The organism is Aureimonas altamirensis, from assembly GCF_001463885.1.
GTDB lineage: Bacteria > Pseudomonadota > Alphaproteobacteria > Rhizobiales > Rhizobiaceae > Aureimonas > Aureimonas altamirensis.
The window spans coordinates 13,372-33,226 of the sequence record NZ_BBWQ01000018.1 but is presented as its reverse complement, the minus strand read 5'-3'; the positions used below and the strand labels follow the sequence as shown (position 1 = coordinate 33,226).

Here is a 19,855-nt window from a genome sequence, read left to right as displayed (position 1 = left end):
CTCACTCACCCTTCTCGGCCAGCCGCGCGTGGGCCTGCTCGATCCAGCCGCCGCGAACAGCACGCCCGCCAAGCCCCAGCCGCTTGTCGACCCAGGCGAGTTCGCCCTCGGTCCAGCCGGCAACCTGGCCCAGACGATACACGCCGATCTCGTTCAGTGCCGCCTCGATCTTCGGGCCGACGCCATTCAGTATCTTGAGGTCGTCGGCATCGGCCGGCACGTCGGACAGAAGGCCCGCCGGCGCGCCCGGCCCCTCGGCCGCACCAATCGCCGCCGGGGCATCGCCACCGTCGACGGCGGCTTTGCCTGCATCGGATTCCTTGCGGGCAGCACCGGTTTCGCCCTGCTGCGTACCGCCGGTCGTGCCACCGCCGCCATTGGTGGCCGGGTCGGCGCTCGCGGCCTCTTCGACAGCGGGGCTGGTCTTTGCCGAATCCGGCGCCGGGCCCTTGATGGTCGGGTCCGTCTCTTCGGCATGGGTGTCGACACGCGCTGCCTCGGATGGAGCAACGCTTGCCCCCTCGCCCGTCGCCGCCGAACCGGAGGCCGGGCCGGACGGCTTTGCATCGCCGATATCGGCATCGTCGTCGAAGCTGTTCAATGTCGTCGCGCCGCCGATCGGGGCAGACAGGTGCCTGTCGATCTGCGGACCGACCGGCACCGAAGCGCCATCGCCCGCAGCGAAGGCGTCGATGATCTCTTCCAGCCGCTCGGGCGTCAGGTCTTCGTAGGTATCCTTGAAAATCATGACCATCGGAGCGTTGACGCAGGCGCCAAGGCACTCGACCTCTTCCCAGGACAGGGTGCCGTCGGCATTGGGCTGGAACTGGTCGGGATGGATGCGGCGCTTGCACACATCCTTCAGCGCGTCGGATCCCCGCAGCATGCAGGGCGTGGTGCCGCACACCTGGATATGCGCCCGCGTGCCCACCGGGGCCAACTGGAACTGGGTATAGAAGGTCGCAACCTCGAGAACCCGGATCAGCGGCATCGACAGCCTGACGGCGACATGCTCGATCGCGGCCTTCGTGACCCAGCCTTCCTGCTCCTGCGCGCGCATCAGCAGCGGGATCACCGCCGACTGCTGCCGGCCTTCGGGATACTTGCGGATCGTCTTTTCCGCCCAGCCCTCGTTCTCCGAGGAGAAGGAGAAACTCTGGGGTTGGACGGAATCTTCCGCGAGACGCCTGACGGACATCGGACCTCTACTTCAGAACGGTTACAACGTTCCATGTTGCGGCGCGTTCTATCATAGAACGCGCAAAACGCCAGCGGTCGAGACCGCATGGCCGGGTATGAAAACAGGCCGCCGCACGGATCCGCGCGGCAGTCGGCGAAGCTGTCAGCGATCGACCTCGCCGAAGACGATATCGCAAGAGCCGAGAATGGCCGACACGTCGGCCAGCATGTGCTTGCGGCACAGGAAATCCATAGCCTGAAGATGCGAGAAGCCGGGGGCCTTGATCTTGCAGCGGTAGGGCTTGTTGGTTCCGTCTGCCACCAGATACACGCCGAACTCGCCCTTGGGCGCTTCGACGGCCGCGAAAACCTCGCCTTCGGGCACGTGGAAGCCCTCGGTATAAAGCTTGAAGTGATGGATGAGCGCTTCCATCGAGCGCTTCATCTCGCCACGCTTGGGCGGCACCAGCTTGCCGTCGACGGCCGATACCGGCCCAACGCGGTCGCTGCCGGCAAGGCGCTCGATGCACTGCTTCATGATGTAGGTGGACTGGCGCATCTCTTCCATGCGGATGAGGTAGCGGTCGTAGCAATCGCCGTTCTTGCCGATCGGAATGTCGAAATCCATCTCGTCGTAGCATTCATAGGGCTGGCTTTTGCGCAGATCCCATGCCGCGCCCGATCCGCGCACCATGACGCCCGAGAATCCCCACGCCCACGCATCGTCGAGATCCACCACGCCGATGTCGACATTGCGCTGCTTGAAGATGCGGTTGCCGGTCAACAGTTCGTCGATGTCGTCGACGCGCTTGAGGAACGGATCGCACCATGCGCCGATATCGTCCACCAGTTCCGGCGGAATATCCTGATGGACGCCGCCCGGCCGGAAATACGCCGCATGGAGGCGCGCGCCGCAGGCCCTCTCATAGAAGACCATCAGCTTCTCGCGCTCCTCGAAGCCCCAGAGCGGCGGTGTCAGCGCGCCGACGTCCATGGCCTGGGTGGTCACGTTGAGAAGATGCGAAAGGATACGCCCGATCTCGCTGTAGAGAACGCGGATCAACTGCCCGCGCGTCGGCACGGCAACGCCGGCCAGCCGCTCTACGGCCAGGCAGAAGGCATGCTCCTGGTTCATCGGCGCGACATAGTCGAGCCGGTCGAAATAGGGGATCGCCTGCAGGTAGGTCTTGGTTTCGATCAGCTTTTCGGTGCCGCGATGAAGCAGGCCGATATGCGGATCGACCCGCTCGACGACTTCGCCGTCGAGTTCCAGCACCAGTCGCAGCACGCCGTGCGCGGCAGGATGCTGCGGTCCGAAGTTGATATTGAAGTTTCTGACGTCGATCTCAGCCATGTTACGATCCCTGACCCGCCGCGAAGGCGGCCATCACTTCGGCCCCGGTGAGTTTGCGCGTATCGTTGCGGAAGTCGTAGAGCGCCGGCTTCTCGTCGATGAAAATCTCTTCCACAAAGCGGAACGAGCTGATGTCGTCGAATGCCTGCATCGATACCATCGTCTCGCTTCCGTCGCGCAGGCGCCAGAACAGGCTGGTGCCGCACTCCTGGCAGAAGACGCGCTCGCCCCACTCCGAAGACGCGAAGGCCTTGAGGGACGACTCGTCCTCCACCTGCACGCTGTCACCGCATGGAACGGCCATGAACATGCCGGCCGTCCATTTCCGGCACATGCTGCAATGGCAGACATCCATCTCGTGCTTGCGCGGCGTCGCGGTGAAGCGCACCGCTCCACACAGGCAACCACCGGTCAACGCCACGGGGTTGGAGGCAGTCTCGCCCATCTCAGTTCGCCTTCTCGTCGCCGGGAAGGACGTATTCCGGCCCTTCCCACGGGGACAGGAAGTCGAAATTGCGGAACTCCTGGCGCAGCTCCACCGGCTCGTAGACGACGCGCTTCAACTCTTCGTCGTAATGCACTTCGACGAAGCCGGTCAGCGGGAAATCCTTGCGCAGCGGATGCCCCTCGAACCCGTAGTCCGTCAGAAGACGGCGCAGGTCCGGATGGCCCGAGAACAGGATGCCATACATGTCGAAGGCTTCGCGCTCGTACCAGTCGGCGCCGGGAAACACACCGGTAGCCGACGGGACCGATTCATCTTCCTCGAGGCGCAGCTTCACGCGGATGCGCTGGTTATGCCGCGGAGACAGAAGATGATAGACGACCTCGAAGCGCTCTGCGCGCTGCGGGTAATCGACACCGCAAATGTCGGTAAAGTTCTTGAACAGGCAGGACGGATCGTCGCGAAGGAATGTCAGTACGGAAACGATGTCGGCGGGGGCAACCCGCAACGTCAGCTCTCCGAAGGCAACCTTGCTTTCGACGATCCTGTTACCGATCTGCGATTCCGCGAGATATTGGGCCAGCTCTTCCATCGGTCCAGACCCTCAACGCTCGATCGTGCCGGTGCGGCGGATCTTCTTCTGCAGCAGCAGCACGCCATACAGAAGAGCCTCGGCCGTCGGCGGGCAGCCGGGCACGTAGATATCCACGGGCACCACCCGGTCGCAGCCACGCACGACCGAATAGGAGTAGTGATAGTACCCGCCGCCATTGGCGCAGGATCCCATCGAGATCACGTAACGCGGCTCGGGCATCTGGTCGTAGACCTTGCGCAGCGCAGGCGCCATCTTGTTGGTCAGCGTGCCCGCCACGATCATCACGTCGGACTGGCGCGGGCTGGCGCGCGGCGCAAAGCCGAAGCGCTCGGCGTCGTAGCGCGGCATCGACATCTGCATCATCTCGACAGCGCAGCAGGCCAGGCCGAACGTCATCCACATCAGGGAGCCGGTTCGTGCCCATTGAACGAGGTCTTCGGTCGAGGTGACCAGGAAGCCCTTGTCCGCAAGCTCGTTGTTGACGTCCGTCACGAAGGGATCGGACGCCGGGGCGACGGTCAGGTTGGACCGTTCGAGAACGCCGGAGGAACTGTCGTTCAATCCCATTCGAGGGCGCCTTTCTTCCATTCATAGACAAAGCCGACGGTCAGCACGCCGAGGAATACCATCATGGACCAGAAGCCGGCCCATCCGAGGTCGCCGAACGAAGCCGCCCACGGGAACAGGAAGGCCACTTCCAGGTCGAAGATGATGAACAGGATCGAGACCAGGTAGAAGCGGACGTCGAACTTCATGCGCGAGTCGTCGAAGGCGTTGAAGCCGCACTCGTAGGCGGACAGCTTCTCGTCGTCCGGCGCCTTGAACGCCAGCAGGAACGGCGACACCAAGAGGGCGACTCCGATCAGCAGCGCCACGCCCACGAAGATGACGATCGGCAAATAAGAGGCGAGAAGTTCGTTCAACGGGATCAACCTTCCGAACCGCGACCGCAGGGAGCACTCAAGGCTCCGTACGACACAAGCATTTCGACGCTGACGTCTGACATATGCGGATGCGATGCCGATTCAACCGCCTGGTCGATCCCGCACCGCAGCGCGATGGCGGACGATTAGACCCTTCCTAAACTTGGCGCAAGTGACAGAGTCATCAAGCTTTTGGATCATGTCGACGCAGCGGTCGAATAGGCTTCCTTCCGCGACGCATCGCGATCGTGGAGACGGAATAAAGGGAGGGTCTTGGGAAGAGAAAATGGCGCGAGTGACGGGGCTCGAACCCGCGACCTCCGGCGTGACAGGCCGGCACTCTAACCGACTGAGCTACACCCGCGCTTTGCGCCGTCGACTGCTTGTGTCGGCGGCGTGAGCGGTCGTTTAAGGGACCCCTGCCCCCCTGTCAAGCGGATCGCGAACCGTTCGAAACATTCTTCCGCCGACGACGACATTTCAATGACTTAGGATGGGACGTCGATCGGGTGCCCACCGACGAATCGAAGCGCGCGAACGAATCGTCGTGCGGCTTCTGCGGGCCGGAAAAGATCGGCTTGCAAATCAGCGGACGAACCGGTAGGCAGTCGCTCCAGACGCAGCCTTACCGGGCGCGCGGGCGATTAGCTCAGTTGGTAGAGCGCCTCGTTTACACCGAGGATGTCGGGAGTTCGAGTCTCTCATCGCCCACCATCCGCCTCTTCCGGCGTCTGATTCCACTTCGACTAGTCCGCAGCTCGTTCCCACCGCGATACCATGTCGCGCGGGTGCGCCCATTGAGCTTACATGGCGGCGCCGTGGCTGCGGCCTGCGTGCGCCGCAGCACGCCCTATGGCGCCATCGCTAAGGCGCGCCCTGCCCTGGAGTCGGGCCGCGCTCAAGGAAGGTGGACAGGGTTATGTAACTGCGGACAGACCGGACGCCCTCCAGGCTTTGAATTTCCATCAGGAAACTCTCCAGCCCTTCGGTATCGGCGGCACGCACCTTGATCAGCACGCAGCCGTCGCCCGCCACGGTGTGCAACTCTTCAACCTCGGGCCGATCCGCAAACTTCAGCAACTGCCGCGTTGCGCTGTAGCTGCTCGTATCGACCACCAGAAAGGTCAACAGCGTGCGGCCGAGCTTGCAGCCATCCAGCACGGCGACCGTGCCCTTGATGACGCCGTCCCGCTTCAGGCGCTTCACCCTGTCATGCACGGCGGGCGCGGAGAGATTCACGATCCCGCTGAGTTCCGCATAGCTGCGAGAGGCATCCTCCGCCAGGGCGCCTAATATCTTTCGGTCGATCCGGTCCAGCTCGGCGGGATGATGCCGAACCTGCCGAATGACATCTGTTTCTTTATCGGATACGCTCATAATGGCTTTCTATCCAGATGATATGTCTCCTATCTCCGTTACAACCGAACACGGTTCGGCGTCCAGCTCGCTTTAACGGAGACATTCATGCCAGTCGCACTCTTCGCGCTGGCGATCGGCGCATTCGGCATCGGACTGACCGAATTCGTCGTCGCCGGAATCCTGCCCCAGATCGCCCGGGATTTTGGCGTGGGAATTCCTCAAGCCGGCCTGATGGCCACCATCTATGCCCTGGGCGTGTTCGTCGGCGCCCCGATCCTGACGGTGCTGGGATCGCGCGTCCCGCGAAAGACGATGCTGATCGTGCTGTCGATCATCTTCACCCTCGGCAATGTCGTGACCGCTCTGGCGCCGAACCTGACCGTTGCGCTTGCGGGCCGCGTGCTGACGGCCTTCAATCACGGCACCTTCTTCGGCATCGGCTCCATCATCGCCGCATCGCTGGTGGCAAAGGACAAGCAGGCCAGCGCCATTGCGTTCATGTTCTCCGGCCTGACCTTCGCCAATCTCTTCGGCGTACCCGCCGGAACGTGGCTGGCGCAAATGTACGACTGGCGGCTGGCGTTCTGGCTGGCGGCCGGGATCGGTGTCGCGACTATGCTGAGCGTGGCGATACTCGTGCCGACGATCAAGGCCGGCAAGGCCATAGAACTGAAATCAGAACTGCGGGCCTTCGTCGACCCGCAGGTTTTGCTTGCCATGGCGATCACCGTCTTCGGCCCTGCCGCGTTCTTCACCTCCATCACATACATCGCGCCGATGACGATGGAATTGGCCGGGTTTACGGAGGCCGGCGTCGCGCGGATCATGATTCTGTTCGGCCTGGGCCTGGCCGTTGGCAACTGGTTTGGCGGGCGCTTTGCCGACCGGTCCCTGTTCGGAACTCTGTTCGTTACGCTGGCCGCGCAGGCTGCCGTTCTATTCGTCTTCTGGCTGAAGGCGGACAATGGCGTCGTTGCCTGCGTCTCGGTCTTCCTGATGGCGGCGTTCGGTTTCGCCACCTGCTCCCCCATCCAGAAGCTGGTGATGGATCGGGCCGCCAGCGCCGGCGCTCCGACGATGGCCGCATCGGTGAATATCGGGATGTTCAATCTGGGCAACGCCATCGGCGCGTGGCTTGGCGGGGCCACCATCGCAGCCGGGCTGGGCCTTGCCTCGCCAAACTGGGCAGGCGCCGTGCTGTCGCTGATCGCCCTTTCGCTGGCGGTGATCGCCTGGGCCACGGCACAGGCGCCCGACTACGCGGCACGGGTCGAGACAAACTCGGGACGCTGCAACGCGTAAGAGCCGATGGGGTTTCGTGCCGATCCGGCAATCCGGAGCGGACACGGAAAAGGGGTGGACGCCAAAGGCACCCACCCCTTTTGGCCGGCCTTAGGGCCGGCAAAACTTTCGCAGTCGCAGCTTAGCGATTGTTGACTGCATCCTTCAGGCCCTTGCCGGGCGTGAACTTCGGCACGTTGCGTGCCGGAATGTCGACTTCCGCGCCCGTGGACGGGTTGCGGCCCTTGCTGGCTTCGCGACGCGAAACCGAGAAGGTGCCAAAGCCGACGAGACGCAGGTCGTCACCGCCCGAGAGCGCACCCTCGATCGAGGTGAAGACGGCGTCGACCGCTTCGGTCGCCTGTGCCTTGCTGAGACCGGCCTTTTCAGCCACGGCCGAAACGAGTTCATTCTTGTTCATCAGTATCCTCCTGACTACGGCGCACCGCACCGGTTGGGTGCAGACGATGGTCAAAAGCGCCACATCATTCAAGCTATGCAAGCCCCGAAAGCCCGGAAAACTGGCCTTTTCGCACAAAAAATGCCGCCCGAAGGCGGCATTTTTCCACTTTGTGTCGCAAATGCGGCCTAGTGAGCCGTTGTTGCGGCCGTATCGTCGGCATTATCGACCGCCGGAAGGGGGTGGGCCGACTCATCCCAATCGATAGGTTCGGGCTGGCGCACCAGCGCATGCTTGAGCACCTCGCCGATGCGGGACACAGGCACGATCTCCAGATTGTTCTTCACATTATCTGGAATATCGACCAGATCCTTGGCGTTGTCCTCCGGGATCAGGACCTTCTTGATCCCGCCCCGCAGCGCGGCCAGAAGCTTTTCCTTGAGCCCGCCGATTGGCAGCACGCGACCGCGCAACGTGATCTCGCCCGTCATGGCGATATCGCGGCGCACCGGAATGCCCGTCATCACCGAGATGATGGACGTTGCCATCGCCACGCCGGCCGACGGACCATCCTTGGGCGTTGCACCTTCCGGTACGTGCACGTGGATGTCGCGACGGTCGAAGAGCGGCGGCTCGATCCCGTAATCGACCGCACGGCTGCGCACATAGGATGCGGCAGCGGAGATCGATTCCTTCATCACGTCGCGCAGGTTGCCCGTCACCGTCATGCGGCCCTTGCCGGGCATCATGACGCCTTCGATGGTCAACAGCTCGCCGCCAACCTCCGTCCAGGCCAGACCGGTCACGACGCCGATCTGATCGTCGGCCTCAACCTCGCCATAGCGGTAGCGCGGCACACCGAGATAGTCGGAGATGTTCGCGGCCGTCACGTCCACCCGCTTGGTTTCACCCTTCAGGATCAGGGTCACCGCCTTACGGGCGAGCGTCATGACCTCCCGCTCATAGGAGCGCACACCGGCCTCACGGGTGTAGCGGCGGGCGATCTCGTGGAGAGCGTCGTCGCTGACCGAGAACTCGTTCGGCTGCAGGGCGTGGTCGCGGATGGCCTTGGGCAGCAGATGCCGCTTGGCGATCTCGACCTTCTCGTCCTCGGTGTAGCCCGCGATGCGGATGATCTCCATCCGGTCCATCAGCGGCCCGGGGATGTTGAGCGTGTTGGCCGTCGTCACGAACATCACCGACGACAGGTCGAACTCGACCTCCAAGTAATGATCCATGAAGGTGGAGTTCTGCTCCGGATCCAGCACCTCGAGCAGCGCCGAAGACGGATCGCCCCGATAATCCTGGCCGAGCTTGTCGATCTCGTCGAGCAGGAACAGCGGATTGGCCTTCTTCGCCTTCTTCATCGACTGCACGACCTTGCCGGGCATGGAGCCGATATAGGTGCGCCTGTGGCCGCGGATCTCGGCCTCGTCACGGACGCCGCCCAGGGCCACACGCACATACTCACGGCCCGTCGCCTTGGCGATGGACTTGGCAAGCGACGTCTTGCCGACGCCCGGAGGCCCGACGAGGCACAGGATGGGCCCCTTCAACTTGGTCTGACGGCTCTGCACCGCGAGATACTCGACGATGCGCTCCTTGACCTTGTCGAGGCCGTAATGCTCTGCGTCTAGCAGGGCCTCGGCCTTCTTGAGGTCGATCTTGGCGCGCGAGAACTTGCCCCAGGGCAGACCCAGCAGCCAATCCAGATAGTTGCGGACAACCGTCGCCTCGGCCGACATCGGGCTCATCTGCCGCAGCTTCTTCAGCTCGGCATTGGCCTTCTCCTTGGCCTCCTTCGAAAGGCGCGTCTTCTTGATGCGCTCCTCGATCTCGGCCATCTCGTCGCGGCCTTCCTCGCCGTCGCCGAGCTCCTTCTGGATGGCCTTCATCTGCTCGTTCAGATAGTACTCGCGCTGCGTCTTCTCCATCTGCCGCTTGACGCGAGAGCGGATGCGCTTTTCCACCTGCAGGACGGAAATCTCCGACTCCATGAAGGAGAGCGCCTTTTCAAGCCGCTCGCGCGTGCCGACCAGGGTCAGCATCTCCTGCTTTTCGGAGATCTTGATGGCCAGATGCGAAGCGACCGTATCGGCCAGCTTGGAATAATCGTCGATCTGGCCAGCCGCACCAACGACTTCCGGCGAGATCTTCTTGTTCAGCTTTACGTAATTCTCGAACTCCGAGATCACCGAGCGCGCCAGCGCCTCGATCTCGACCGGGTCTTCCGCGCGGGGCGGCACGATGCTGGCCACCGCCTCGTGCCAATCGGCACGGTCGGTGAAGCGATCGATATGCGCGCGCGAAATCCCCTCCACCAGAACCTTCACGGTCCCGTCGGGGAGTTTCAGAAGCTGCAGGACATTGGCCAGCGTGCCGATCTCGTAGATGGCGTCGGGCGCCGGGTCTTCGTCGGTCGCATTGCGCTGCGTCGCAAGCAGGATCTGCTTGTCCGCACCCATCACCTCTTCGAGAGCCTTGATGGATTTCTCGCGCCCCACGAACAGCGGCACGATCATGTGCGGGAATACGACGATGTCCCGCAGGGGGAGCACCGGGTACAGGGTCTCGGGAGAGCCGGCTTGTACCGTTTGATCGATGGACATCAACTATCCTTTCTGCGGGCAAAGCCGCCTTGGGCCAGCCTGCCGGGCCTTCGTCGAAGCACCTGGCGCACCGCCCATTACCAATCTCAATGTGGTCTCAAACCCACCGACATTCAAGCATCATGCTGCCTTGCAAAATCGCCTTGCATCGGGGGCATGAAACGCAACAGGCCCGCGCCGCTGGACGCGACGCGGGCCTGCCGGATCAAGGGGGCGCCTCTGCCCGTACAGGGCGGTGGATCGCCGCAAACGTCTGCGTCAGGCGCTGACGTTCTCCTTCTCGTCCTTACGGTCCGCGTAGATGTACAAGGGCCGGGCATTGCCGTCGATGACATCTTCCGAGATGACGACTTCCCGCACGCCTTCCAGCGTCGGCAGGTCGAACATCGTGTCCAGCAGCATGGCTTCCATGATGGAGCGCAGGCCGCGTGCGCCGGTCTTGCGCTCGATGGCCTTGCGGGCGATCGCCTTGAGCGCGTCCTCGTGGAAGGACAGCTCGACATTCTCCATCTCGAACAGCCGCTGATACTGCTTCACCAGCGCGTTCTTGGGCTGCACCAGGATCTGCACGAGAGCGACCTCGTCGAGATCCTCCAGCGTTGCCAGAACGGGCAGACGGCCGACGAATTCGGGGATGAGACCGAACTTCAGCAGATCTTCCGGCTCGACCTGACGGAACAGCTCGCCCGTGCGCCGGTCTTCCGGCGACAGGACGTTGGCGCTGAACCCGATCGACGTCTTTCGGCCCCTGTCCGAAATGATGCGATCCAACCCGGCGAAGGCGCCGCCGCAGATGAACAGGATGTTCGCGGTATCGACCTGGAGGAATTCCTGCTGCGGATGCTTCCGGCCGCCCTGCGGCGGTACGGAGGCGACCGTTCCTTCCATGATCTTCAGAAGGGCCTGCTGCACGCCCTCGCCCGACACGTCGCGCGTGATGGACGGGTTGTCGGACTTGCGGCTGATCTTGTCGATCTCGTCGATATAGACGATGCCGCGCTGTGCCCGCTCGACATTGTAGTCGGCAGACTGGAGCAGCTTGAGGATGATGTTCTCGACATCCTCGCCCACATAGCCGGCTTCCGTCAGCGTGGTGGCGTCGGCCATGGTGAAGGGCACATCCAGGATGCGCGCCAGCGTCTGGGCAAGCAACGTCTTGCCGCAGCCGGTGGGGCCGATCAGCAGGATGTTCGACTTCGCCAATTCGACGTCGTTGTTCTTTGCCGCATGGGCCAGCCGCTTGTAGTGGTTGTGCACCGCCACAGACAGGACCTTCTTCGCGAAGGACTGGCCGATGACGTAATCGTCCAGAACCGCGATGATCTCCTGAGGCGTGGGCACGCCCTCGCGCGACTTCACCATGGAAGATTTGTTCTCTTCCCGGATGATGTCCATGCACAGCTCGACGCATTCGTCGCAGATGAAGACCGTCGGCCCCGCAATGAGCTTGCGGACTTCATGCTGGCTCTTTCCGCAGAAAGAGCAATAGAGCGTGTTCTTGGAGTCGCCGCCGCTGATCTTGCTCATGTTCCGTTCCTTCCGCTCGGGAACCGCCTTTGCGGCGGTTCCGCCGGTGGGCTGCAGAGGAAAGCTATTCGCTTCTCCAGATGCCCACAATATGACCTTCGGGCCCAATCCGTATTCCAATGGGCGAATGTGACAGTTTTGCTCGAACCCAAACTAGCCGGGTCAGCTTGACCGACCCTTGCTTCGCGTTCCGCCGTCACTGCCCGCTGGAAAGTGCGGTCTCGAGCGCATCGCGCGATGAGTAGACCTTGTCGATGAGACCGAAGGCCTGGGCTTCCTCCGCCGTCATGAAATGGTCACGGTCGAGCGTCCGGTCAATGGTCTCGTAATCCTGGCCGGTATGCTCGACGTAAACCTCGTTGAGGCGACGCTTCAGCTTGATGATGTCCTGGGCGTGGCGCTCGATGTCCGACGCCTGGCCCGAGAAGCCGCCCGAGGGCTGGTGCACCATGATGCGCGCGTTCGGCGTCGCGAAGCGCATGTCCTTGTGGCCGGCACACAGAAGCAGCGAACCCATCGAGGCCGCCTGCCCGACGCACAGCGTCGATACGGCAGGCTTGATGAACTGCATCGTGTCGTAGATGGCCATGCCGCTCGTCACCACGCCGCCCGGCGAGTTGATGTAGAGGGCGATTTCCTTCTTGGGGTTTTCCGCCTCGAGGAAGAGGAGCTGCGCGCAGATCAGCGTCGCCATCGAATCCTCGATGGGGCCGGTCACGAAGATGATGCGCTCCTTCAGGAGACGGGAGAAAATGTCATAGGCCCGTTCGCCGCGATTGGTCTGCTCGACCACCATCGGTACCAGGTTCAGCGCGGTTTCGATTGGATGCTTCATGAAATTTGGCTTCCGTCTACGTTGTCGCCGCCCGGCGATCATGACCGGGAAGCCAGAATCACGACGGGGAGCGTCTCCTCCTGTAGATAGGGCCGAAGCTGCACCTTGTGCAAGACGCCCCGCCCCCTGCGCCGGGCCCTGGCATGACGTCCTTGTGAATAGTCGTGATCGCCCCCGGGTTGGACTGGCTGGCGGCAATTCGGCAGCAAGGCGCATTCGAACCGGCAATGAGGGAGGCGATATTGCTGTCGCGAGACTATCGAGACATTATCGCAGGGGGGCTGCTGATGGCAGCCGGCGTGTGGATGGCGCTGTATGCGCAAGGCACGCTCGACCTTGGCAGCGTGCGCCGGATGGGTCCGGGCATGTTCCCCGTCGCCATCGGCATCATTCTGGCGCTGTTCGGCATCGCCATCATGATACCGGCCTTCTTCCGGCAAGGCACATTCGAAGAGATCGAGATCCGCTCCACGCTCGCCGTGCTAAGCAGCATCGCGGCCTTTGCGATGGTGATCCGGCCCTATGGCCTTATCCCGGCCATCGCCGCGCTCGTCGTCGTCGCCACGCTTGCCGAGCGCACCTTCAGGCCGGTGTCCATCCTGGCCAGCATCGTTGTCATGGCGACGCTCGCCTGGCTGATCTTCAAGGCAGGGCTGGGCCTGCCGCTGAACATGGCTCGGTGGCCGCACTGATGGATCAGCTCTACGGTAACGTCGCCCTGGGCCTGTCCACGGCCCTCAGCCTCAACAATCTTTTCTACTGCTTCGTCGGCGTCTTCCTCGGTACCGTCGTCGGGGTCATCCCCGGCCTCGGCGCGCTGGCCGCCATCTCGATGCTGTTTCCCATCACCTTCCATCTCGACGCGACAGCGGCGCTGATTATGCTTGCCGGCATCTGGTACGGCACCAGCTATGGCGGCAACACGGCGTCTATCCTGCTGAATATTCCCGGCACGCCGGCAAATGCAGTCACCTGCCTCGACGGCTATCCGATGACGAAGCAGGGGCGCGGCGGCGTCGCGCTGCTGATGACGACGGTGGCCTCCTTCGTCGGCGGAACCATCGGCATCATCCTGATGATGCTGTTTGCACCCACCATCGCGGCCTATGCCTTGTCCTTCGGGTCGGCCGATTACTTCGCGCTGATGGTGCTGGGGCTCGTCGCCGCCTCGACCATTTCCGACGGCTCCGCAATGAAGGGCCTGGCCATGGTGGTGCTTGGCATCGCCTTCGGCTGCGTTGGCATGGACATCTATTCCGGCGGCCAGCGCTTCACCTTCGGCTGGCTCGAACTTGCCGACGGCATCAGCCTGGTGGCGCTGGCCATGGGCCTGTTCGGCGTATCGGAGATTATCGTCGGCATCCGCAACGTGTCGGCCAACGCCATCGATCGCTCCAGCGTGACGCTGAGGGCGATGAAACCCACGAAAGACGACTGGCGCCGCTCCATCGGCCCCATGGCACGCGGCACCGGCATCGGCTCCTTCTTCGGGACGCTGCCCGGCACGGGCCCCTCGGTTGCTGCCTTCATGGCCTATGCCGTGGAGAAGCGGGTGGCCAAGGACAGGTCGCGTTTCGGCAAGGGCGCCATCGAGGGCATCATGGCTCCCGAATCGGCGAACAATTCCGCCGACCAGACGTCTTTCATCCCGACGCTCGCCTTGGGCATCCCGGGCAGCCCCACCATGGCGTTGATGCTGGGGGCGCTGATCATCCACGGCATAGCGCCGGGCCCGCAGTTGATGACCGAACAGGCCAGCCTGTTCTGGGGCCTGATCATGAGCTTCTGGATCGGCAATCTCTTGCTGGTGGTGCTGAACGTGCCGTTGATCGGCTTGTGGGTACGGCTGCTGCTGATCCCCTATCACCTGCTGTACCCGGCCGTGCTGATGTTCATCTGTATCGGCGTCTACACGGTGAACAACAATCCGTTCGATGTGTGGCTGGTGGTCTTCTTCGGCGGCCTCGGGTACGTCATGCGCCTTCTGGATCTGCCGACAGCCCCGCTGCTGCTGGGCTTCGTGCTCGGCCCGCTGATGGAAGAGCATTTCCGACGCGCCATGCTGATCTCGCGCGGAAATTTGATGACCTTCATTGAGCGGCCGATCAGCGGCACGGTCCTGGCCGTCACCGGACTCATCCTCATCTGGAGCGCCTGGGCGGCCTATGCGGTCTACCGCCGAGAGCGCAGGCTGCAGGCAGCCGAGGCATAAGAGAAAAGGGATAAGGCCCGACACACGGGCCACCCCGCAGACATGAAAAAGGGCCGCTTCGTTTCCGAAGCGGCCCTTTTCGTTGCAGACAGAGGCTTGCGCGACGCCGTCAGGCGGCGGCGCTCGTCTCTTCTTCGTCTTCCTTCATCAGCTCTTCGCGGCTGACGGTCTTGTCCGTCACCTTGACCGAGCCGAGCAGGTGGTCGACGACCTTCTCTTCGTAGATCGGCGCACGCAGGCTCTGGATCGCTTCCGGCGTCTTGCGGAAGTAGTCGTAGACCTGCTGCTCCTGGCCAGGATACTGGCGGACCTGCTCGAACAAAGCGCGCTGCAGCTCTTCGTCAGAAATGGTCACGCCGGCCTTCTCGCCGATCTCGGACAGGACGAGACCCAGACGAACGCGACGCTCGGCCAGCTTGCGATAATCCTCGCGGGCCTTCTCCTCGGTCGTGTCCTCATCCTCGAAGGTCTTGCCGCTCTGCTCGAGCTCGCGGCTGACCTGCGACCAGATGTTGTTGAATTCGGCTTCCACGAGCTTTTCCGGCAGCGGGAAATCGTAATCCTTATCGAGGGCGTCCAGAAGCTGGCGCTTGACCTTCTGGCGCGTCATGGCGCCGAACTGGCTTTCGATCTGGCCACGCACGATCTCGCGCAGCTTCTCGATGGACTCAAGGCCCATCTGCTTGGCGAGCTCGTCGTTCAGCTCCAGCTCGCCGGGGGCGGCGATGGCCTTCACCTTGACGTCGAAGACGGCTTCCTTGCCGGCCAGATGCGCCGCGCCGTAATCTTCGGGGAAGGACACCTTCACCTCGCGCTCGTCACCGGCCTTGGCGCCGATGAGCTGGTCTTCGAAACCGGGGATGAACTGGCCCGAGCCGATGACAAGGTTGGAATCTTCCGCCGAGCCGCCCTGGAAGGCCTCGCCGTCGATCTTGCCGACGAAGTCCATGGTGACGCGGTCGCCGTTTTCGGCCGCACCGTCCTTGTCGGCATAGGTGCGGGCGTTCTCGGCGATGCGCTTGACCTGCTCTTCGACTTCCTCGTCCGCCACCTCGACCACCGGCCGTTCGATGGCGATGTCCGACGTATCCTTGACGTCGAAGGTCGGCAGCGTCTCGTAGCGCAGGGTGAAGCGGAAGTCGGTGCCGCCGCCGAGAACCTTCTCGGCTTCGCCCTCGTCTTCGCTCATCGCGACCTCGGGCTGCATGGCAGACCGTTCGTTGCGGTCGGCAATGACCTTGCGCGGCGTCTCGTTGATGATCTGGTTGACGATCTCGGCCATCAGCGAACGGCCATAGGTCTTGCGCAGGTGGGACACCGGCACCTTGCCGGGCCGGAAGCCCTTGAGGCGCACCTGATCCTTCGCTTCAAACAGCCGGGTCTGGAGCCGTGCCTCGAGGTCCGCGGCCGGCACGACGACTTCGATCTCGCGCGTAAGGCCCTCGGCCTTGGTTTCCGTTACCTGCATTCTAAACCCTTCGATTTCAGGTTGTCCGACGGAAGACCGCCGAAGTCGATTTCAATTCCGATGCGAGAAACTCTAGGAGCTGGTGCGGGTGGAGGGACTCGAACCCCCACACCATAGGCGCTAGAACCTAAATCTAGTGCGTCTACCAATTCCGCCACACCCGCACAGCGCCTTGGCTCATCGCGTAGCGCGCGTCTCTATATCACTGCCAGATTTGACGTCAAACAGGAAACGCCGCAGCGACGCCGTAGCCGGCCGTGTTGCGTTGCACCATCCGCAAGGCTGCTATGCGAAACCGGCTCTGGTGATGCACGGAGCGCTCAGCTACATTCCAACCATCGAAGCAACGGACCACACGGACCTAAAGCTTCAATCGATTTAAACTCTAATACAGTCAAAGGCTGTTGGGTCACATGAACATCGTTCGCTCCTACGCCAGCTGGCGCCGTTACCGCGAAACCTGCACGGAACTGAACCGTCTCTCGCAGCGTGAACTTGCCGATCTTGGCATCTCCCGCGCGGATATTCCTTCCATCGCGAAGGCAGCGACCCGCTGAACTTGAAATTACCAGTTTTCGCCGCGGCTTCTCCTCCCAATAGCCGCTGCGAATAGAACCTGCGAACTCCTCCTCCCAAATCGCAGGTTTCCAAACGACACCCGCCGGTCCTCCCCCGGCGGGTGTTGTCGTTTTCGGGGGTAATGCTGTAGAGCATTCGCCATGGCACACAGACCCATCCACATCGTCGGCGGCGGCCTCGCCGGTTCGGAAGCCGCCTGGCAGATCGCCGAGGCAGGAATTCCCGTCATCCTCCACGAAATGCGCGGCGTGCGCGGCACCGATGCGCACAAGACGGACGACCTCGCAGAGCTCGTCTGCTCCAACTCGTTCCGCTCCGACGACGCCGAGGGCAATGCCGTCGGCGTGCTGCATGCAGAGCTGCGCCTGGCCGGCAGCCTGATCATGCGCGCCGCGGATGCCAACCAGGTTCCCGCCGGCAGCGCCCTCGCCGTCGACCGCGACGGATTCGCCCGCGCGGTGACGCAGGCGCTGGAAGCCCATCCGCTGGTGGAGATTCGCCGCGAAGAAATCACCGGCCTGCCGCCCGCCGAATGGGGCAGCGCCATCGTGGCCACCGGGCCCCTGACCGCCCCGGGCCTGGCAGAGGCGATCGCACGGGAAACCGGGGCGGATTCGCTCGCCTTCTTCGATGCCATCGCGCCCATCGTCCATTTCGAATCGATCGACCTGGACAAGGCCTGGTTTCAAAGCCGCTATGACAAGGTCGGGCCCGGCGGCACCGGCAAGGATTACATCAACTGCCCGCTCGACAAGCCGACCTACGAGGCATTCGTCGCCGCCCTGATAGAGGGCGACAAGACCGAGTTCCGCGAGTGGGAGGGGACACCCTATTTCGACGGCTGCCTGCCCATCGAGGTCATGGCCGAACGCGGGCCGGAGACGCTGCGCCACGGCCCGATGAAGCCGATGGGGCTGACGAACGCGCATCAACCGGACATCAAGGCCTATGCCGTGGTGCAGCTACGGCAGGATAATGCGCTCGGCACGCTCTACAATATGGTCGGATTCCAGACCAAGCTGAAATACGCCGAGCAGGCCCGCATCTTCCGCATGATCCCCGGCCTCGAGGCAGCGGAGTTCGCACGGTTGGGCGGCCTGCATCGCAATACCTATCTGAACTCGCCTGTCGTGCTGGATGGCACGCTGCGCCTCAAGGCGCGGCCCGATCTGCGCTTCGCGGGCCAGATAACCGGATGCGAAGGCTATGTCGAATCGACAAGCGTCGGCCTGATGGCCGGGCGCTTCGCCATTGCGGAGGCTCTTGGCCGCGCGCCAACCCCGCCGCCGGTGACGACCGCCATGGGCGCGCTGCTGAACCATATTACCGGCGGGCATATCAGCACCGACGAAGAGCCCGGCAAACGCTCGTTCCAGCCGATGAACGTCAATTTCGGGTTGTTTCCGCCGATGGAGGCGCCGAAGATCGAGGGCAAGCGCCTTCGAGGCAAGGAAAAGACCGTCGCCAAGAAGAAGGCGATGGCAGCGCGCGCTTTGTCCGACTTCGGCGCGTGGAACGCCGCGCATGCCCTGGCCGAGGCGAGCTAAGCCCGGCCGCTACTCCCAGTCGGCGGCGCGGAGCAGAATGGTCATCCGGCCGACTTGCGGCCGGCCGTCCACCACGCGCAGAAACTTTACATCGTAGAGCAGGGTTTCGCCCGACGCGGCAGTCAACATGCCGCGCGCGGGCACAGAGGGTTGTGCCGCGATCGCCTCGATGATGGGCGCCATCGCAAACCGCACCGGCGCCCCGCCGGAAGGTTCCAGCACGAGATCGCCCCCATCGAAGCGAGCGGCAAAGTCCAGGCTGGCGTTGCCTGCGTCCTGGCCAAGGGCCACATCGGCCAGCGCAAGATCGAACCCCTGTGTCGGCAAGGCCGGCGCGGCCGGCGCGTTATAGTCGCTGAACGAGGCGACCGGGGCCGCCGGTTGCCGGGCCGGCATCTGTGAGGTAACCGCCGCCGCGCCCCAGGGACCGAAAAGCGAGGCTGCCAGCGCAACTGCCGGCAGCCCTAAGAACCAGCGTGGATCGCCGCGCAAAGCCGGCACGATTTGCATGACGCCGAGGATGGCGCAAACCAGGCAGAACAGCGCCGAATAATACAGCTCCAGCGTCCAACTGCGCGCCGACTCGGACGTGATCGCCATCGTGAACAGCACGAGGGGCACGGGCAATGCCAAGGGCCAGAACCGCCGAACGGCGCGCACCGGCATCGGCGCCTGCGTCCCGCCGAACGGCTGCGACAGGAAGCGCACGAAGGCAAGATCCAGCAGAAGAACCGGCACGATCCACACCATGTCGCGCGCAGCCAGGTCTGCGGTCACGACCACCCTGATGGCGTAAAGATGCAGCACCACAAGCGCAGCGATCAGAAGGGGGACCGCCACAAAGGTCAGGAAACCACGGACCAGCCCCTCCAGGCGGGCGGACGGAAGGTTTTTCCCCGCATCCGGAAAAAGACCCAGCGTCGCCATGGGGCCAACCAGCAACAGCGCCGTCGCATAGACATGGGCATAGGTTTCCCAGCCCGGCCCGATGCCGAACAGGAGCCGGAACAGCTCCACCAGCAGCACCATGCCGGATACGAAGGCCAGCACGGCAACGAAGGCAAGGCCGAAAGCAGCAAAGCTGCGCAGCACGAAGGTCCACAGGCCGACCGGCTCAGACCTGCGGATAAACGGCACGGCGAACAAGAAAAGCAGCGATGCCAGTTGGAGAACCCAGGACGCATCCTCGAACGGCTCATGAAACCAGGCGATGCAGCCGGCCACCACGCCCGCCGTGGCCGCGGCGGCTTGCGTAACCGTGCGGGAACGCCCCGCGGCGGACAGGGCCGACGCCACGCCCACCGACCAGAGCACCGCAACGGACAGGGCCGCAAGAATATGGCGCTGCTGGCTGCCGGACAGCGCGCCATAGCCGGCAATCCAGGCATTGGCCAGTATGGCGGCTGCAAGCAGGCATAAGACCGTGAATGGAAACCGCGACACGGCCCCGCCGGCAGCGCTGAGGATGCGCGATGGCAGCGCCGTCAGGAATGCGGCCCGGCCGCCGTGCCGCATGGACACCATGTCTGCCCCTTCCAGAAT

18 protein-coding genes and 3 tRNA genes are annotated in these 19,855 nt (G+C 63.2%); 6 read left to right on the top strand and 15 right to left on the bottom strand.

The features are described from left to right. Window position 1: 1 nt before the first annotated feature. The 7 genes from nuoE to AUL31_RS13000 all read right to left on the bottom strand — a co-directional run bounded on the left by nuoE (window position 2) and on the right by AUL31_RS13000 (window position 4,860). Window positions 2-1,198 carry an NADH-quinone oxidoreductase subunit NuoE gene (nuoE, locus tag AUL31_RS13030; protein WP_060607240.1) on the bottom strand — a complete coding sequence of 399 codons (1,197 nt, stop codon included), beginning with the start codon at window positions 1,196-1,198 and terminating at the stop codon, window positions 2-4. A gap of 144 nt (window positions 1,199-1,342) precedes the next feature. Beyond that, a complete protein-coding gene (locus AUL31_RS13025) occupies window positions 1,343-2,533 on the bottom strand; it encodes an NADH-quinone oxidoreductase subunit D (RefSeq protein WP_060607236.1) in 1,191 nt (396 codons plus the stop codon). 1 nt (window position 2,534) lies between these two features. Continuing rightward, window positions 2,535-2,978: a GFA family protein gene (locus tag AUL31_RS13020; protein ID WP_060607232.1), complete on the bottom strand. Its 444-nt coding sequence runs from the start codon at window positions 2,976-2,978 to the stop codon at window positions 2,535-2,537. 1 nt (window position 2,979) lies between these two features. Next, window positions 2,980-3,570, bottom strand: a complete 591-nt coding sequence (locus AUL31_RS13015; RefSeq protein ID WP_060607229.1) for an NADH-quinone oxidoreductase subunit C — start codon at window positions 3,568-3,570, stop codon at window positions 2,980-2,982. Between the two features lie 12 nt (window positions 3,571-3,582). Next, complete coding sequence (locus AUL31_RS13010) at window positions 3,583-4,140, bottom strand: NuoB/complex I 20 kDa subunit family protein (protein WP_060607225.1); 558 nt, start codon at window positions 4,138-4,140, stop codon at window positions 3,583-3,585. Next, complete coding sequence (locus tag AUL31_RS13005; RefSeq protein ID WP_060607222.1) at window positions 4,131-4,496, bottom strand: NADH-quinone oxidoreductase subunit A; 366 nt, start codon at window positions 4,494-4,496, stop codon at window positions 4,131-4,133. Before AUL31_RS13005 ends, AUL31_RS13010 begins: the two co-directional genes overlap by 10 nt. Before the next feature lie 287 nt (window positions 4,497-4,783). Beyond that, window positions 4,784-4,860 (bottom strand) — tRNA-Asp (locus tag AUL31_RS13000). A gap of 274 nt (window positions 4,861-5,134) precedes the next feature. On the opposite strand from AUL31_RS13000, the gene AUL31_RS12995 reads away from it, so the two are divergent. Next, a tRNA-Val gene (locus tag AUL31_RS12995) sits at window positions 5,135-5,210 on the top strand. Window positions 5,211-5,360: 150 nt separating this feature from the next. Here the strand turns inward: AUL31_RS12995 and AUL31_RS12990 are convergent. Continuing rightward, window positions 5,361-5,873, bottom strand: a complete 513-nt coding sequence (locus tag AUL31_RS12990; protein ID WP_060607219.1) for an Lrp/AsnC family transcriptional regulator — start codon at window positions 5,871-5,873, stop codon at window positions 5,361-5,363. A gap of 87 nt (window positions 5,874-5,960) precedes the next feature. Here AUL31_RS12990 and AUL31_RS12985 point away from each other — a divergent pair, with 87 nt between their 5' ends. Beyond that, the gene (locus AUL31_RS12985) at window positions 5,961-7,157 is read left to right on the top strand and encodes an MFS transporter (protein WP_060607216.1); all 1,197 of its coding nucleotides are present in this window, start codon (window positions 5,961-5,963) and stop codon (window positions 7,155-7,157) included. Between the two features lie 121 nt (window positions 7,158-7,278). On the opposite strand, the gene hupB is transcribed toward AUL31_RS12985, so the two are convergent. The 4 genes from hupB to AUL31_RS12965 form a co-directional block, all read right to left on the bottom strand. Then, window positions 7,279-7,587, bottom strand: coding sequence for a DNA-binding protein HupB (hupB, locus tag AUL31_RS12980; RefSeq protein WP_280137914.1), 309 nt, complete (start codon window positions 7,585-7,587; stop codon window positions 7,279-7,281). A 137-nt stretch (window positions 7,588-7,724) separates the two neighbouring features. Continuing rightward, a complete protein-coding gene (gene lon, locus AUL31_RS12975) occupies window positions 7,725-10,145 on the bottom strand; it encodes an endopeptidase La (protein WP_060607209.1) in 2,421 nt (806 codons plus the stop codon). A 258-nt stretch (window positions 10,146-10,403) separates the two neighbouring features. After that, window positions 10,404-11,672, bottom strand: a complete 1,269-nt coding sequence (gene clpX / locus AUL31_RS12970; RefSeq protein WP_039191114.1) for an ATP-dependent Clp protease ATP-binding subunit ClpX — start codon at window positions 11,670-11,672, stop codon at window positions 10,404-10,406. A 196-nt stretch (window positions 11,673-11,868) separates the two neighbouring features. Then, window positions 11,869-12,507, bottom strand: coding sequence for an ATP-dependent Clp protease proteolytic subunit (locus AUL31_RS12965; protein ID WP_060607206.1), 639 nt, complete (start codon window positions 12,505-12,507; stop codon window positions 11,869-11,871). Window positions 12,508-12,734: 227 nt separating this feature from the next. Here AUL31_RS12965 and AUL31_RS12960 point away from each other — a divergent pair, with 227 nt between their 5' ends. Then, window positions 12,735-13,199 carry a tripartite tricarboxylate transporter TctB family protein gene (locus AUL31_RS12960; RefSeq protein ID WP_280137912.1) on the top strand — a complete coding sequence of 155 codons (465 nt, stop codon included), beginning with the start codon at window positions 12,735-12,737 and terminating at the stop codon, window positions 13,197-13,199. Then, on the top strand, window positions 13,199-14,719 hold the full coding sequence (locus AUL31_RS12955; RefSeq protein ID WP_060607203.1) for a tripartite tricarboxylate transporter permease: 1,521 nt from the start codon (window positions 13,199-13,201) through the stop codon (window positions 14,717-14,719). Before AUL31_RS12960 ends, AUL31_RS12955 begins: the two co-directional genes overlap by 1 nt. Before the next feature lie 109 nt (window positions 14,720-14,828). Here AUL31_RS12955 and tig read toward each other — a convergent pair whose 3' ends face one another. Continuing rightward, window positions 14,829-16,187 carry a trigger factor gene (gene tig, locus AUL31_RS12950; RefSeq protein WP_060607200.1) on the bottom strand — a complete coding sequence of 453 codons (1,359 nt, stop codon included), beginning with the start codon at window positions 16,185-16,187 and terminating at the stop codon, window positions 14,829-14,831. Window positions 16,188-16,267: 80 nt separating this feature from the next. Beyond that, window positions 16,268-16,351, bottom strand: a tRNA-Leu gene (locus AUL31_RS12945). Between the two features lie 249 nt (window positions 16,352-16,600). Between AUL31_RS12945 and AUL31_RS20015 the strand changes: the two genes are divergently transcribed. Then, window positions 16,601-16,744, top strand: coding sequence for a DUF1127 domain-containing protein (locus AUL31_RS20015; protein WP_073469294.1), 144 nt, complete (start codon window positions 16,601-16,603; stop codon window positions 16,742-16,744). Window positions 16,745-16,906: 162 nt separating this feature from the next. Then, on the top strand, window positions 16,907-18,313 hold the full coding sequence (gene trmFO, locus AUL31_RS12940) for a methylenetetrahydrofolate--tRNA-(uracil(54)-C(5))-methyltransferase (FADH(2)-oxidizing) TrmFO (protein WP_060607196.1): 1,407 nt from the start codon (window positions 16,907-16,909) through the stop codon (window positions 18,311-18,313). Between the two features lie 9 nt (window positions 18,314-18,322). On the opposite strand, the gene AUL31_RS12935 is transcribed toward trmFO, so the two are convergent. Then, window positions 18,323-19,837 carry a DUF4153 domain-containing protein gene (locus tag AUL31_RS12935; RefSeq protein WP_060607192.1) on the bottom strand — a complete coding sequence of 505 codons (1,515 nt, stop codon included), beginning with the start codon at window positions 19,835-19,837 and terminating at the stop codon, window positions 18,323-18,325. Window positions 19,838-19,855 lie beyond the last annotated feature (18 nt).